Annotated in this window: 10 protein-coding genes; all 10 read right to left on the reverse strand. The window is 47.8% G+C overall.

Going from position 1 to position 13378, the window contains the following annotated elements; all coding sequences use genetic code 11:
* Positions 1–8 precede the first annotated feature (8 nt).
* Positions 9–3485 (reverse strand): DNA polymerase III subunit alpha, encoded by a 3477-nt coding sequence (gene dnaE, locus BLS03_RS17380; RefSeq protein WP_093276856.1) that lies wholly within the window; start codon positions 3483–3485, stop codon positions 9–11.
* An 80-nt stretch (positions 3486–3565) separates the two neighbouring features.
* Entirely contained in the window at positions 3566–4183 is a 618-nt protein-coding gene (rnhB, locus tag BLS03_RS17385; RefSeq protein WP_093276859.1) for a ribonuclease HII, read from the reverse strand.
* A gap of 7 nt (positions 4184–4190) precedes the next feature.
* On the reverse strand, positions 4191–5330 hold the full coding sequence (gene lpxB / locus BLS03_RS17390) for a lipid-A-disaccharide synthase (RefSeq protein ID WP_093276862.1): 1140 nt from the start codon (positions 5328–5330) through the stop codon (positions 4191–4193).
* Between the two features lie 110 nt (positions 5331–5440).
* Entirely contained in the window at positions 5441–6229 is a 789-nt protein-coding gene (gene lpxA, locus BLS03_RS17395) for an acyl-ACP--UDP-N-acetylglucosamine O-acyltransferase (RefSeq protein ID WP_093276864.1), read from the reverse strand.
* A 1-nt stretch (position 6230) separates the two neighbouring features.
* Entirely contained in the window at positions 6231–6683 is a 453-nt protein-coding gene (fabZ, locus tag BLS03_RS17400; RefSeq protein WP_093276866.1) for a 3-hydroxyacyl-ACP dehydratase FabZ, read from the reverse strand.
* 100 nt (positions 6684–6783) lie between these two features.
* Complete coding sequence (lpxD, locus tag BLS03_RS17405; protein WP_093276868.1) at positions 6784–7815, reverse strand: UDP-3-O-(3-hydroxymyristoyl)glucosamine N-acyltransferase; 1032 nt, start codon at positions 7813–7815, stop codon at positions 6784–6786.
* 3 nt (positions 7816–7818) lie between these two features.
* Positions 7819–8328, reverse strand: coding sequence for an OmpH/Skp family outer membrane protein (locus BLS03_RS17410; protein WP_093276871.1), 510 nt, complete (start codon positions 8326–8328; stop codon positions 7819–7821).
* Between the two features lie 14 nt (positions 8329–8342).
* Positions 8343–10754: an outer membrane protein assembly factor BamA gene (bamA, locus tag BLS03_RS17415; RefSeq protein ID WP_093276874.1), complete on the reverse strand. Its 2412-nt coding sequence runs from the start codon at positions 10752–10754 to the stop codon at positions 8343–8345.
* Positions 10755–10793: 39 nt separating this feature from the next.
* Positions 10794–12152 carry a sigma E protease regulator RseP gene (gene rseP / locus BLS03_RS17420; protein WP_093276877.1) on the reverse strand — a complete coding sequence of 453 codons (1359 nt, stop codon included), beginning with the start codon at positions 12150–12152 and terminating at the stop codon, positions 10794–10796.
* Positions 12149–13357: a 1-deoxy-D-xylulose-5-phosphate reductoisomerase gene (ispC, locus tag BLS03_RS17425; protein ID WP_093276994.1), complete on the reverse strand. Its 1209-nt coding sequence runs from the start codon at positions 13355–13357 to the stop codon at positions 12149–12151. The genes rseP and ispC overlap by 4 nt, the downstream gene beginning before the upstream one ends.
* Between the last annotated feature and the right edge of the window lie 21 nt (positions 13358–13378).

The raw sequence follows: 13378 nt of genomic DNA on the forward strand, positions 1-13378 counted from the left end.
TGCCGAATTTAGTTAAATTCGAGTTCTACCTGGCTCTTGCCAAGTAATTGCTTCAATTCGTCTAATAATGTATCGCTTGGCGTCACCCGCCACTCGGTACCAAGCGTTAATCGCGCTCTCGCATCGCTACGTTGGTAATATACATTGACAGGTATAGTCCCTGCTTTATGAGGCTCCAATATTTGGCTAAAGCGCTCAAAAAATTGGTCATTTATTTGAGATTGATGGATAGAGACCGATAAGCCTCTTGCATATTTTTCTCGTGCACTCCCGAGATCCATCACCTCGCGGGCGGTCATTTTAAGACCGCCATTGAAATCATCAAAGCTGACCTGTCCAGAAACCACCAAAATTCTGTCTTTTTCTAACAATTCTGCGTACCTGTCTAAGGCATCAGAAAACAACATGACTTCCATACGACCACTTCGGTCATCCAAAGTCATGATTCCGATTCGGCTGCCGCGCTTGGTGGTCATCACTCTGGCTGCAATCACCAAACCAGAAACCGTTACCGATTGGTCGCGACGCGTTGGCGTGGCGTCTTTTAATCGACAACTGGTGTATTTGGTTAGTTCCTTGAGGTAAGCATTAATTGGGTGCCCCGTCAAATATAGACCTAAAGTATCACGCTCCCCTTCCAACCAGACTTTCTCTGGCCACGGATCGACTTTGGTATATTTGTTTTCGACTTCTTCCGGCGCTTCAGTGAGAACACCAAACAAGTCGGTCTGACCAAACGCTTCCGCTTGGTGGTGTTGGCTTGCTGCTTTCACCGCATCGTTGAGCGAAGCCATCAGCGCTGCGCGGTGCGGACCAAGGCGATCCAGCGCGCCGGCGTAAATCAATTTCTCAATCACACGCTTATTGACTTTCTTCAGGTCAATGCGTGCACAAAAATCAAATAAGTCTTTGAAATAGCCGTCTTTACGCGCTTCAAGAATCGCTTCAATTGGCCCTTCACCGACACCTTTAATAGCGCCGATACCGTAAACAATCGCACCATCTTCATCAACGTTAAATCGATACAAACCAGAGTTAATGTCAGGTGGCAACACCTTGAGCTTCATACGAATACATTCATCGACCAAGCCAACGACTTTCTCGGTGTTGTCCATATCCGCCGTCATTACCGCAGCCATAAACTCGGCCGGATAGTGGGTTTTAAGCCACAAGGTTTGATAAGACACCAGCGCATACGCGGCGGAGTGCGATTTGTTAAATCCGTAACCGGCAAATTTCTCTACCAAGTCAAAGATTTTCATCGCCAGCTCGCCGTCGATGCCATTTTTCACCGCGCCATCTTCAAACGTCGCACGCTGCTTGGCCATCTCTTCCGGCTTTTTCTTACCCATCGCACGGCGCAACATGTCAGCGCCGCCTAGAGTGTAGCCAGACAGCACCTGAGCGATCTGCATTACCTGTTCTTGATACAGAATAATGCCGTAAGTCGGGTCGAGAATTTCTTTAAGTGACTCGTGTTGCCATTTTTCATCTGGGTAAGACACCGCTTCACGGCCGTGCTTACGGTCGATAAAGTTATCTACCATGCCCGATTGCAGCGGGCCAGGACGAAACAGCGCCACCAGTGCGATGATATCTTCAAAACAGTCGGGTTGCAGACGCTTAATCAGCTCTTTCATACCGCGTGATTCGAGCTGGAATACCGCAGTGGTTTCAGAGTTTTGCAGAATGTTAAACGATGCTTTATCGGCTAAGTCAATCGCTTCGATGCGAACGGGGTCTTTACCTTCACGCTCTAAACGCGGGTTAATCAAACCCAGCGCCCAGTCAATGATGGTCAGGGTACGCAGCCCCAAGAAGTCAAACTTAACCAAACCCGCGGTTTCGACATCGTTTTTGTCAAACTGAGTTACGGGGAAATGGCCTTCCGCATCGGCGTAGATTGGCGCAAAATCGGTGATGGTAGTCGGTGAAATCACCACCCCACCCGCGTGTTTACCGGCGTTTCGAGTACAACCTTCGAGAATTCGACACATGTCGATAAGCTCTTTGACTTCTTCATCAGCGTCATAGAGCTCAGGGAGTGCGGGCTCGGCTTTAAACGCTTTTTCAAGCGTCATTCCGGGATCAGGTGGCACCAGTTTGGAAATACGGTCAACAAAGCCAAACGGATGACCAAGCACTCGGCCAACATCGCGAATAACCGCTTTGGCAGCCATGGTACCAAAGGTAATGATCTGCGATACCGCATCACGGCCATACATTTCCGCCACGTGATCAATCACTCGGTCACGCTTATCCATACAGAAGTCAACGTCGAAATCGGGCATCGACACCCGCTCTGGGTTCAGAAAGCGTTCGAATAGTAGGTCGTATTCCAAAGGATCGAGGTCAGTAATTTTAAGCGCATAGGCAACCAGAGAGCCCGCACCGGAACCTCGTCCTGGACCAACAGGAATGTCGTTATCTTTTGACCACTGGATGAACTCCATTACGATCAAGAAATAACCGGGAAACCCCATGTTGTTGATAACTTCAAGCTCGACTTGCAAGCGCTCATCGTATTCAGGGCGGCGTTTCGCCCGCTCATCCGCATCCGGAAAGAGGAATTCTAGCCGATCTTCCAAGCCTTCTAGCGACTTCTTGACCAAAAATTCGGTCTCTTCCATCCCTTCGGTTGGGAAAGCTGGCAAGAAATATTCGCCAAGACGAACGGTGACGTTACAGCGCTTGGCGATTTCAACACTGTTTTGCAGCGCTTCTGGAATGTCTTTAAACAGCTCGCACATCTCATCTTCACTGCGAAGATACTGTTGCGGGCTGTAGTTTTTCGGGCGACGAGGATCTTCTAAGGTGTAACCATCGTGAATCGCAACGCGAATTTCATGAGCATCAAACAGCTCCTCACTGAGAAACACCACATCATTAGTCGCAACCACTGGAAGCTGGTTTTGCTCAGCGACTTCAAGCGCAAAGTGCAAATAGGTTTCTTCGTCGCTACGCCCGGTACGCGTCAGTTCAAGATAAAAACGGTCAGCGAAGTGGGTTTGATAAAATTCAACACACTCATCGACCAAGCGCTGATTACCTTTGAGTAAAGCTCGGCCAATTTCACCAATTTTGCCGCCGGATAGAATGATAATGCCTTGCGAATGCTCAAGCAGCCAATCACGGTCAATCACCGGAAGATGCTGAACATGACCGCGCAAATAAGCCTTTGAAATCAATAAGGTAAGATTTTTGTAACCTTCGTTATCTGCCGCCAGAATGGTGATACGGGTCAGCTCGTCACCAAACGCTTCCGACTGCATCGCGAAATCGGCGCCGATAATCGGCTTCACGCCGTTCTTATGTGCGTTGTCATAGAATTTCACCAAACCACATAAGTTGGTGAAATCGGTCAGTGCCATCGCAGGCATTCCCATTTCGGCCACCTTTTTTACCAAGGGTGGCACTTTTGACAGGCCATCGACCATGGAAAAATCGCTGTGGATGCGAAGGTGGACAAACTTAGGATCAGACATGGGTAGGTTCCGAGTTAAACATGATAAAAACCAGCGAGACGTCTATTTTACGGAATTCATCAAGGGAATAAAGGGCTGGATTAATCTAGCCCTAATGCTTTGCGTACCGGCTTAAAACTTTTGCGATGCTGGTCGATAACACCGTGCTTTTCGATCGCTTCAAAATGCGCTTTGGTTGGATAACCTTTGTGCTGTGCAAAACCAAATTGTGGATACCGGGCATCCAACTCTTCCATTTCACTGTCACGCACGACTTTGGCAATGATAGAGGCTGCGCTGATTTCGGCGACGCGTAAATCGCCTTTGACCACCGCTTGCGCCGCCATCGTTAGCTGCGGTACACGATTACCGTCAATCAGTGCTAAATCCGGTTCGATGCCAAGCCCGGCAATCGCACGCTGCATCGCAACCATCGTTGCTTGCAATATGTTCAACTGGTCAATTTCAGCTGGTGAACAACGTCCAACCGCCCAAGCTAAGGCTTTTTGCTGAATTTCAGGAAACAGCGCCAAACGCTTTTTCTCAGACAGTTTTTTTGAGTCGTTAAGACCTGCGATCGGATTATTGGGGTCCAAAATAACCGCAGCAGTAACCACATCGCCCACTAATGGGCCACGGCCCACTTCGTCCACTCCCGCAATCAAGCGATAACCTTGTGGGTATTCAAATGGCGGCAGTGGCGCTTTTTCCTTCGTCATAAACATCTCATTTATTGATAAGAGACAACACCGCCGTAGCGGCTTGTGTGTCGGCATCTTTGCGAATCCAATGATGCATCTCGGTAAACTTATCCAACATGGCGTGATTATCGGTCTCAAGCAACTTGCTGACCTCAGCGTATAAGTTATCAACCGTGCACTCTTCCTGCAGCAGCTCCGCCACCAGCTCACTGTCGGAAAGAATATTAGGCAGCGAGACATATTTGGTTTTAAGCATGCGGCGCGCTAAGAAAGCGGTGAATGCGTTGACACGATAACCCACCACCATCGGACGCTTAAGTAGCATACACTCAAGCGCGACAGTGCCCGATGCGAGCATCACAGCGTCTGATGCCGTAATCACATTGCGCGCGGTGTCATCCACCAGTTTGAAATCCAATTCCGGCGCGAACTCTTGCCACGCTTGCTCAAATTGCTCACGGCGCTTTTGATTGACCAAAGCGACAACAAAACCAACCTCAGGATGATGTTGATGCAGGCGCTTGCAGGTTTCAATAAACGGCTGAGCCAACATTTTGAGCTCGGCGCCTCGGCTGCCCGGAAGCACCGCTAGCCAACGTTTGTTAACGTCCAAGCCAAGCAATTCGCGCGCAGGTGCTTTTGGCGATTCAAGAGGAATCGCGTCAGCAAGGGTGTGACCAATAAACTCACACGGCACATTAAACTTGTCGTAAAACGCTTTTTCAAACGGCAAAAATGCCAGCACTAGATTGGTAGCGGCGGCTATCTTGTGAATGCGTTTTTGACGCCACGCCCAAACCGACGGACTAACATAATGAACTGTTTTGACCCCAGCATCTTTGAGATCTTTCTCAAGACGAAGGTTAAAATCGGGTGCATCGATACCAACAAACACATCTGGCGGATTATCGGTAAAGAACTTAACCAGTTCGGCTTTGACTTTAAGCAGACGAGGTAAACGCCCAAGCACTTCGACCAACCCCATCACTGAAAGCTCTTCCATATCAAACAAGCTTTGGCAGCCTTGAGCGATCATTTTCGGTCCACCAATACCAACAAACTCAGCGTTGGGATAACGCTGCTTGATGGCTTGAATAAATCCTTCGCCTAAGGTGTCACCAGACAATTCGCCTGCCACAATACCGATACGTAATGGCTGTTCCATGAAATTCCTTGATTGAGTCTAAATAGAGAGAGCGTAAAAGTGGCTAAGATAAAAACACAAAAAGACCGCAGGAGCGACCAGCGATCTTTTTCAAGACATTAACAAACCATTTAGCGAATAATGCCACGCTCGGTGGTTTCCAGCATTTTGATCATACGTTCGATCGACGGGAACTCAGTCGCCATCTCTTGCAATGCAGGAATCACTTCGGCCAGCGTTTTGCCTGAGCGATAGATTTCTTTATACGCTTTCATCAAAGCGCGTAAATCCGCCTTTTCAAACCCGTTGCGCTGCAGGCCAACTTTGTTCAAACCAAATGGCGCAGCGTGGTTACCTTGAGCCAATACGTAAGGCAATACATCCTGAACCACGGCAGAGCAACCGCCAATGTAGGCGTACGCACCAACGGTACAAAACGGGTGAATCGCTGAAAGTGCCATCACGCCCGCGTGATCGTCAACCGTTACATGGCCGCCTAAAATAGCGTTGTTGCCAATATGAGTGTGGTTACCAACAATCACATCGTGAGCAATATGGGCATTAACACACAGCAGGTTGTCATCACCCACCACGGTTTCGCCGCGATCTTGCACCGTACCACGATGAATTTGCACCGCTTCACGAATCACATTGCGATCGCCGATCACAACGGTTGTGTCTTCACCACCGTATTTCTTATCTTGGTTTTCTTCACCAATCACTGCGTGAGGAAAAATACGGTTGTCTTTACCGATCTTAGTGTGACCTTTAATCACCACATGCGACATGACTTCGGTGCCTTCACCAATCTCTACCGTTGAGGTGATATAAGTGAATGGCCCAACCGTTACGTTAGCGCCAATCTTTGCGCCTTCTTCGACCACCGCTGCCGGGTGGATTTGGGCAGATTCATGAATCATCTTAAAATTCTCGACGAGCACATTTCAATTCAGCAGAACAAACCACGTCGCCGTCCACTTTCGCTTCACAGCTAAATGCAGCGATACCACGACGCTCTTTTAAAAATTGTACTTCAATAACTAACTGATCGCCTGGTGTTACTGGTTTGCGGAATTTAGCACCATCAACGCTCGCGAAGTAGTAAAGTTCGTTGCCAGAAGGCGCACCAAACGATTTAAACGCCAAAAGACCAGTTGCTTGGGCCATCGCTTCAAGAATGAGTACGCCAGGAAAAACCGGTAACTGAGGGAAATGGCCGGTAAATTGAGGCTCGTTTACTGAAACGTTTTTGATGGCTTTCAGGTATTTTTCTTCTTGATAGTCGGTCACGCGATCAATCAGCAAAAACGGATAACGGTGAGGCAGCAATTCCTGAATTTCAGTAATATCCATCATTTTATTTTCAGTAGTCAAAGTCGTATTCCTATATAAAAATTTAAAAACTTTGTTTAATGGCAGGCATTATAGACGAAAAAGGCCCGCGTTTCGCGAGCCTTTTAAAGCAGAAATTGAATTAAGATTCCGTTTTCTGTTCTAGCTGCTTTTCAACCGCTTTCAAGCGTTTGTTCATTTCGTCAATGCGATGAACACGTGTTGCTGTCTTACGCCACTCTTTATTCGGTTGCAGAGGAATACCTGAAGAGTACACCCCTTTTTCTTCGATACTGCGCATCACCATACCCATACCGGTGATGGTGACACCATCGGCGATTTCGATATGGCCATTAATGACCGATGCGCCACCGATAATGCAGTACTTACCAATGCGAGTACTACCAGCAACAATCGTACCACCAGCCATGGCTGTACCATATCCGATGTGCACGTTGTGGGCAATTTGCATCTGATTATCAAGGATGACGTTATCTTCAATGATAGTATCGTCCAGTGCACCACGGTCAATTGAAGTACACGCACCGATTTCGACTCGGTTGCCAATACGTACGCTGCCAAGCTGAGGAATTTTGATCCACTCACCACGCTCGTTCGCATAACCAAAGCCATCAGAGCCAATCACGGTACCCGATTGCACTAGGCAATCTTCGCCAATCACAACATCATGATAAATACTGACATTAGCCCAAAGCTTACTATTGCTACCTAACGAAGCATTTTTACCGACAAAACAGTTTGCGCCGATAATCACGTTATCGCCCAGTACCACACCCGATTCGATCACCGAGTTAGCACCAACCGAAACATTAATGCCTAGGCTCGCATCGTCTGCAATCACTGCTGATGGAGCAATACCTTGCGCCGGAGCGGGCGTTGTATCCAGAGCTTGAGCAACGCGCGCAAACGCAACGTAAGGATCGTCAACCACTAGCACATTGCCGTCAAACAATGATTTCTGGGCTTCTTTCACCATTACGACTGTCGCTTGGCAAGACGCCAAATGCTTTGCGTATTTCGGATTCGACAAGAAGGTAACATGACCTTGCGTTGCTTTATCCATCGGAGCGACCATAGTCACCTCAGCATGGTTATCACCATGCAAGGTACCACCGGTAATTTTTGCCAATTCGGCTAATGTCAATGTTGCCATAAGTTATTTGATTTCTTTAATTACTTGCTCAGAAATGTTGTATTCAGGTTTGCCATACTGAAGACTTTGAATGTCGATAACCATATCATAGCCTTGTTTTTCTGCCACTTTCTTAACTGCAGCTTGAATAACTTGGAACAGTTTAGCTTTTTCTTCTGCTTCACGACGTTTTGAAGCTTGATCCAGCGCCTGAGCTTTCACTTTGTACTTGCTGTCTAGCTGGCCGATCTCGATACGCAGTTTTTCAACTTGATCTTCACTCATCAGCTCGCCATCACGCTTAAGCTTTTCGATTTTCGTTTTCGCTTGCGCTTGAATTGATTTCAACTCGTCGGCGCGATCTTTAAAATCGCTTTGCATTTTTTGAAGAACGGCTTCGCGCTGCGGCAATGCTTGAAAAACTTGAGCAGTGTTCACATAAGCAATTTTTTGCGCTGCGCTCGCAGCGTTTGCAAACATTGAAGTACCCAAGATAACTAGGCTAACACCAGCCGCTTTGACGATTTTTTTCAAAATTAATTCCTCTTTTAGAAGGTTTTACCGATAGTGAAAGTGAAGAATTCCTCATCGTCACCTTTGTATTTCTTAATAGGTCGTGCCACTGAGAACACTAATGGTCCCATTGGTGACATCCACTGCAATGCGGCGCCGTATGACGCGCGATAGTTCATTGGGTCAGAGTAGTCATCGTAGTACTCAACACCATATTGTGCACTGCCGTTGTAATCAAATTCGGTATCCCAAACGCTTGCTGCATCTAAGAATACACTGGTACGAATTTGGCTTCTGGCCTCTTCTGATGCAAATGGCGTCGGAACAATCAGTTCCATACTCGCCAAGGCCATCGCGTTACCACCAACCGAGTCATCTGTTGCCGATACACAACCATTGTTACCACAAGAGCCATTATGGCTGGTGTATACTGCACGTGGGCCAGCGCTGTTTGAGCTGAAGCCGCGCAAAGTACTGAAACCACCAGCATAGTAGTTCTCGTAGAATGGGAACAAGTTATCACTGTCACCCGATTTACCGTAGCCGTTACCGTAACCTAGGCGACCACGCATCAACAAAGTGAAGTCTTGTTTTTCAGTTAATGGGAAGTACTGACGCACATCGTATTGCAATTTGAAGTACTGAGCATCAGAGCCTGGTACTGTCATCTTCGCCGATGCACGTTGATAGTTACCCGCTGTTGGGAAGTAACCTCGGTTAAGATTATTTCGCGTCCAAGTCAAGTTAATATCAAAGTCGCTGGTCAGGATTTCGTTTTGATCGCCTTGACCGATACTTTCCGCAAACTGTTTCGCTTGGTCGTAAGTCGGTACATTACCGATACGGTTATGGGTGTAACCCAACCCAAACTCTAAGCGGTTAAGTTCATCAAACGGGAAGCCCCATGTTAAATCTGCGCCATAACTTTCGTTGGTATAGTCGATAATACCGGCTTCTGACGCTTCATACATGTTGTAGAAGACTTTACCACCCATGCTAACGCCATCAAGGTTCCAGTACGGGTCGCGATATTCTAAGCTGATGTTTTTCTGGTAATCGTTGGTCATCGCGTTGATACCAACACGGTTACCGGTGCCCATAAAGTTGTCTTGTTGTAGACCAACTTGGAAACTCACACCAGATTCAGTACCGTAACCGACACCAAAGTTCACGCTGCCCGAGTTCGCCTCTTTAACGCTGTAAACAAGGTCAACTTGGTCATCGCTGCCTGGTACACGCACAGTTTGTACATCAACGGTTTCGAAATAACCTAAACGGTTTAGGCGGCTCTTACCAGTATCAATCGCTTTCGAGTTTAACCAGCTGCCTTCCATTTGACGCATTTCACGGCGCAGTACTTCGTCTTTAGTGATGGTGTTACCAACAAAACGAATATCACGCACATAAATACGTTTGCCCGCTTCAACATTGACCACCAGCGACACTTGCTTGGTGTCTTCGTCAAACTCAGGCATGGTACGAACTTGTGGGTACGCGTAACCCGCTTCACCCAAAATACGCTTCACACCTTCTTCAAGGCTGGTCACTTCAGAACCGTTGTAGGTATCACCGGGTTTAAACGGTACTAGAGCTTCAAATTCTGCGTTTTTACCGATCAGCTCACCGCGAAACTTAACGTCTTTCACGGTATATTTTTCGCCTTCATCCAGACCAAGGGTGATGTAGACACCTTTCTTGTCTGGAGAAATGGCTACTTGAGTCGAATCGACTTTGAATTTTAGATAGCCGCGATCAAGGTAGTAAGACTTCAGTGACTCAATATCACCAGCCAGTACTTGCTTCTGGTATTTATCATCGGAAAGGAAGTTCCACCAAGCAACATCGACGTTGAGGTTAAAACGGCTAAGCAGTTCTTCATCGCTAAACACGCTGTTACCGATAAAGTTAATCTGTTGGATTTTGGCTGATACGCCTTCGGTAAACACGAACTTCAGGTCAGCACGATTACGTGGCAGCGGAGTAACCACCGCTTTCACCGTCGCGTTGTATTTACCCACGCTGTAGTAGAAGTCTTCCAACCCTTTCTCGATATTCGACAAAGTGGTGCGGTCAAGCGCTTCACCCACTCGAATATCAGAGGCGTCTAAGTTCTCTTGTAACTGCTCTTCTTTAATGGCTTTGTTACCAGAAAAAGACACGCTGGCAATGGTTGGACGCTCTTTGACTTTCACGATCAAAGTGTGGTCATCGCGCAGCACTTTTACATCTTCAAAGTTACCTGAGTCATACAGCGCCTTGATGATATCTGAAACGTCTTTGGTATCGACGGTATCTCCAACGCGTACTGGCATTTTAAGCAACGCGGCACCAAGAGCGACGCGCTGCAGACCTTCAATTTTTATATCTTGAACTACGAAGTTCTCGGCACCGTGTGCAGTTACGCTGGTCGCTAAAAGCGTCGCTAGCAGAAGTTTTTTCATCGCCATATTTGTTTTAGTTATTCCTTACTACAACCTATGCCCTGCTTAAAGGCGCGCAAAGTCATTGAATATCGCTATTATCATCAGTGAAAAAATAATCGCACCACCTAAGCGGTATCCCATCTCCTGAACTCGCTCAGAGACAGGACGTCGAATGACGGCTTCGATCGCGAAAAACAGTAAATGACCGCCATCGAGCATAGGTAATGGAACTAAATTGATAATACCAAGGTTCACGCTGATCAAAGCGAGAAAGCCTAGAAAATACACCAAGCCATAATCGGCAGTGGCACCCGCTCCTTTGGCAATAGAAATTGGCCCGCTGAGGTTATTCAAACCCACATCGCCAACCACCAATTTTTTCAACATGCCGACCGTCAGGCCGATCACCTGTCCGGTTTTGTCGATGGCTTTGCCAATCGATTCAAACACACCATACTGAAGCTCAAAACGATAGTTTGCAGGCCACTCCGCCACTTGCGGTGCAATACCTGCAAAGCCGATTTGTTCATCATTAAGACCTTGCTTGCTGCTTGGGGTCAAAGTCAACGAGACTTGCTGACCATCGCGCTCTACCAAGGTTTTAATCGGCGTATTCGCACTCGCTTGAATTTTTTCAACTACTTGTGGCCAAGACGTGATTTTTACCCCGTCCATTTCAAGCAATTTGTCGCCAGCCCGCAGCCCAGATTCGTACCCAGCACCTTGCTCCGAAACCGTAGAGAGCTCGGTTGAAACCGCCGGCGTATATGGCTGAAAACCAAGCGCTTCCATAGCAGACTGTTTTTCTGGGTCAAAGTTCCAATTTGTGAGATCTAATACTCGATTCTCTTCAACACCAATGCCTTGCTCTGGAACCACAGTGATCGTCATTTGGTCATCACCAATATGAGAGACAAGTTCCATATTGACCGATTCCCAATCCGAGGTTTTGACGCCAGACACCGCTTTAAGTTCCATTCCCGGCGTTAAACCCGCCTCAGCCGAAATCGAACTCGGGGCGACCTCACCAATGACCGGCTTAACCGCAGGTACACCGATGATGAACACCACCCAATAAGCAAAAATCGCAAATAGAAAGTTAAACACAGGCCCCGCGGAAACAATCGCAGTGCGTTTCCATAGTGGTTTCTTATCAAAAGCAAATTGCTGCTGATCGGCAGGAACGTCATCGACTCGGCCATCAAGCATTTTGACGAAACCACCGAGAGGAATCATGGAGATGCTGTATTCAGTGCCATCTTGGCCGACACGGCTCCAGATTGACTTACCGAATCCAATCGAAAATTTTTCGACTTTTACGCCGCATTTACGGGCTACCCAAAAATGACCAAACTCGTGGACGGCCACCAGAATACCTAAGGCAACAATAAAGGATGCCAGATTCCATAGAATGCCTGTCATAGTTTTCGCTCACTTATTACGTTCTCAGCGGTTAATCGGGCCATTCTATCCAGCTCAATTAAGCTTTCCAAGTCATGGTTTTGTAACTGGGTGTTCTGGGCGACAATTTGTGACATCACCTGCTCGTTGACCGCGGCGATATCGGTAAAACGAAGCTGACGATTTAAAAATGCAGCAACCGCAATCTCATTGGCTGCATTTAAAGCCGTCGTCGCATGCTGGCCTAAATAACACGCTTCAATCGCGAGTTTAAGGCACGGATAACGAGCATAGTCGGGTTCAAGGAACGTCAGTTCGCCGACTTTGGTGAAATCAAGCGGCGCAACGCCCGCATCAACACGATTAGGATACGCCATGGCCAGGGCGATCGGCGTCGCCATGTCGGGTTCACCCATCTGCGCAAGTACAGAGCCGTCGCGGTATTGCACCATAGAGTGGATAACGGATTGCGGATGAATCAGCACTTTAAGCTGCGACTGAGCGGCATTAAACAGCCACTTGGCTTCAATGTACTCCAAGCCTTTGTTCATCATAGTGGCTGAGTCGACCGAAATTTTCGGCCCCATAGACCAGTTTGGATGCGCAATGGCCTGCTCCGGCGTCACGTTTTGTAAACTGGCGATATCGGCATAGCGAAACGGCCCACCAGAACCGGTCAATAAAATATGGTTGATGCCATGGGCGTTAAGATCGCAGCGCCCCATTTGGGTCTGAATCTCGCTCGGTAAACACTGAAAAATCGCATTGTGCTCGCTGTCAACAGGAAGCAGTTCAGCGCCAGATTGTTCAACCGCATCGATAAACAACTGCCCAGACATGACGAGCGCTTCTTTATTGGCCAGCAAGACTCGCTTACCCGCTTTTACCGCAGCCATAGTGGGCAGTAGCCCCGCCGCACCGACAATCGCCGCCATCACGGTATCAACTTGACTCAGCGAGGCCATTTCACACATGGCATCTACGCCATAACCCACTTGCGTTGACAATCCTTGCGTTCGTAACTCAACTTCCAGTTGCTTTGCGGCATCTGCCGTTGCCATCACTGCGTATTCCGGTTTCCAGCGCACACACAGCGCGAGCATTTGGGATACATTTCGCCCAGCGACTAAGGCGACAACAGAGAAAGCGTCAGGATTTTGCTCAATCACTTTGAAAGTGCTAGCGCCGATTGAACCGGTCGCACCAAGAATTGTTAACTTACGCATAAAATAAGGAACCGCTGATGA

The organism is Vibrio xiamenensis (assembly GCF_900100015.1).
Lineage (GTDB): Bacteria > Pseudomonadota > Gammaproteobacteria > Enterobacterales > Vibrionaceae > Vibrio > Vibrio xiamenensis.

What these genes read in the sequence shown, in the direction of transcription:
- dnaE (WP_093276856.1), bottom strand. Translation starts at nt 3,485, where the DNA reads ATGTCTGATCCTAAGTTTGTCCACCTTCGCATCCACAGCGATTTTTCC.
- rnhB (WP_093276859.1), bottom strand. Translation starts at nt 4,183, where the DNA reads ATGACGAAGGAAAAAGCGCCACTGCCGCCATTTGAATACCCACAAGGT.
- lpxB (WP_093276862.1), bottom strand. Translation starts at nt 5,330, where the DNA reads ATGGAACAGCCATTACGTATCGGTATTGTGGCAGGCGAATTGTCTGGT.
- lpxA (WP_093276864.1), bottom strand. Translation starts at nt 6,229, where the DNA reads ATGATTCATGAATCTGCCCAAATCCACCCGGCAGCGGTGGTCGAAGAA.
- lpxD (WP_093276868.1), bottom strand. Translation starts at nt 7,815, where the DNA reads ATGGCAACATTGACATTAGCCGAATTGGCAAAAATTACCGGTGGTACC.
- bamA (WP_093276874.1), bottom strand. Translation starts at nt 10,754, where the DNA reads ATGGCGATGAAAAAACTTCTGCTAGCGACGCTTTTAGCGACCAGCGTA.
- rseP (WP_093276877.1), bottom strand. Translation starts at nt 12,152, where the DNA reads ATGACAGGCATTCTATGGAATCTGGCATCCTTTATTGTTGCCTTAGGT.
- ispC (WP_093276994.1), bottom strand. Translation starts at nt 13,357, where the DNA reads ATGCGTAAGTTAACAATTCTTGGTGCGACCGGTTCAATCGGCGCTAGC.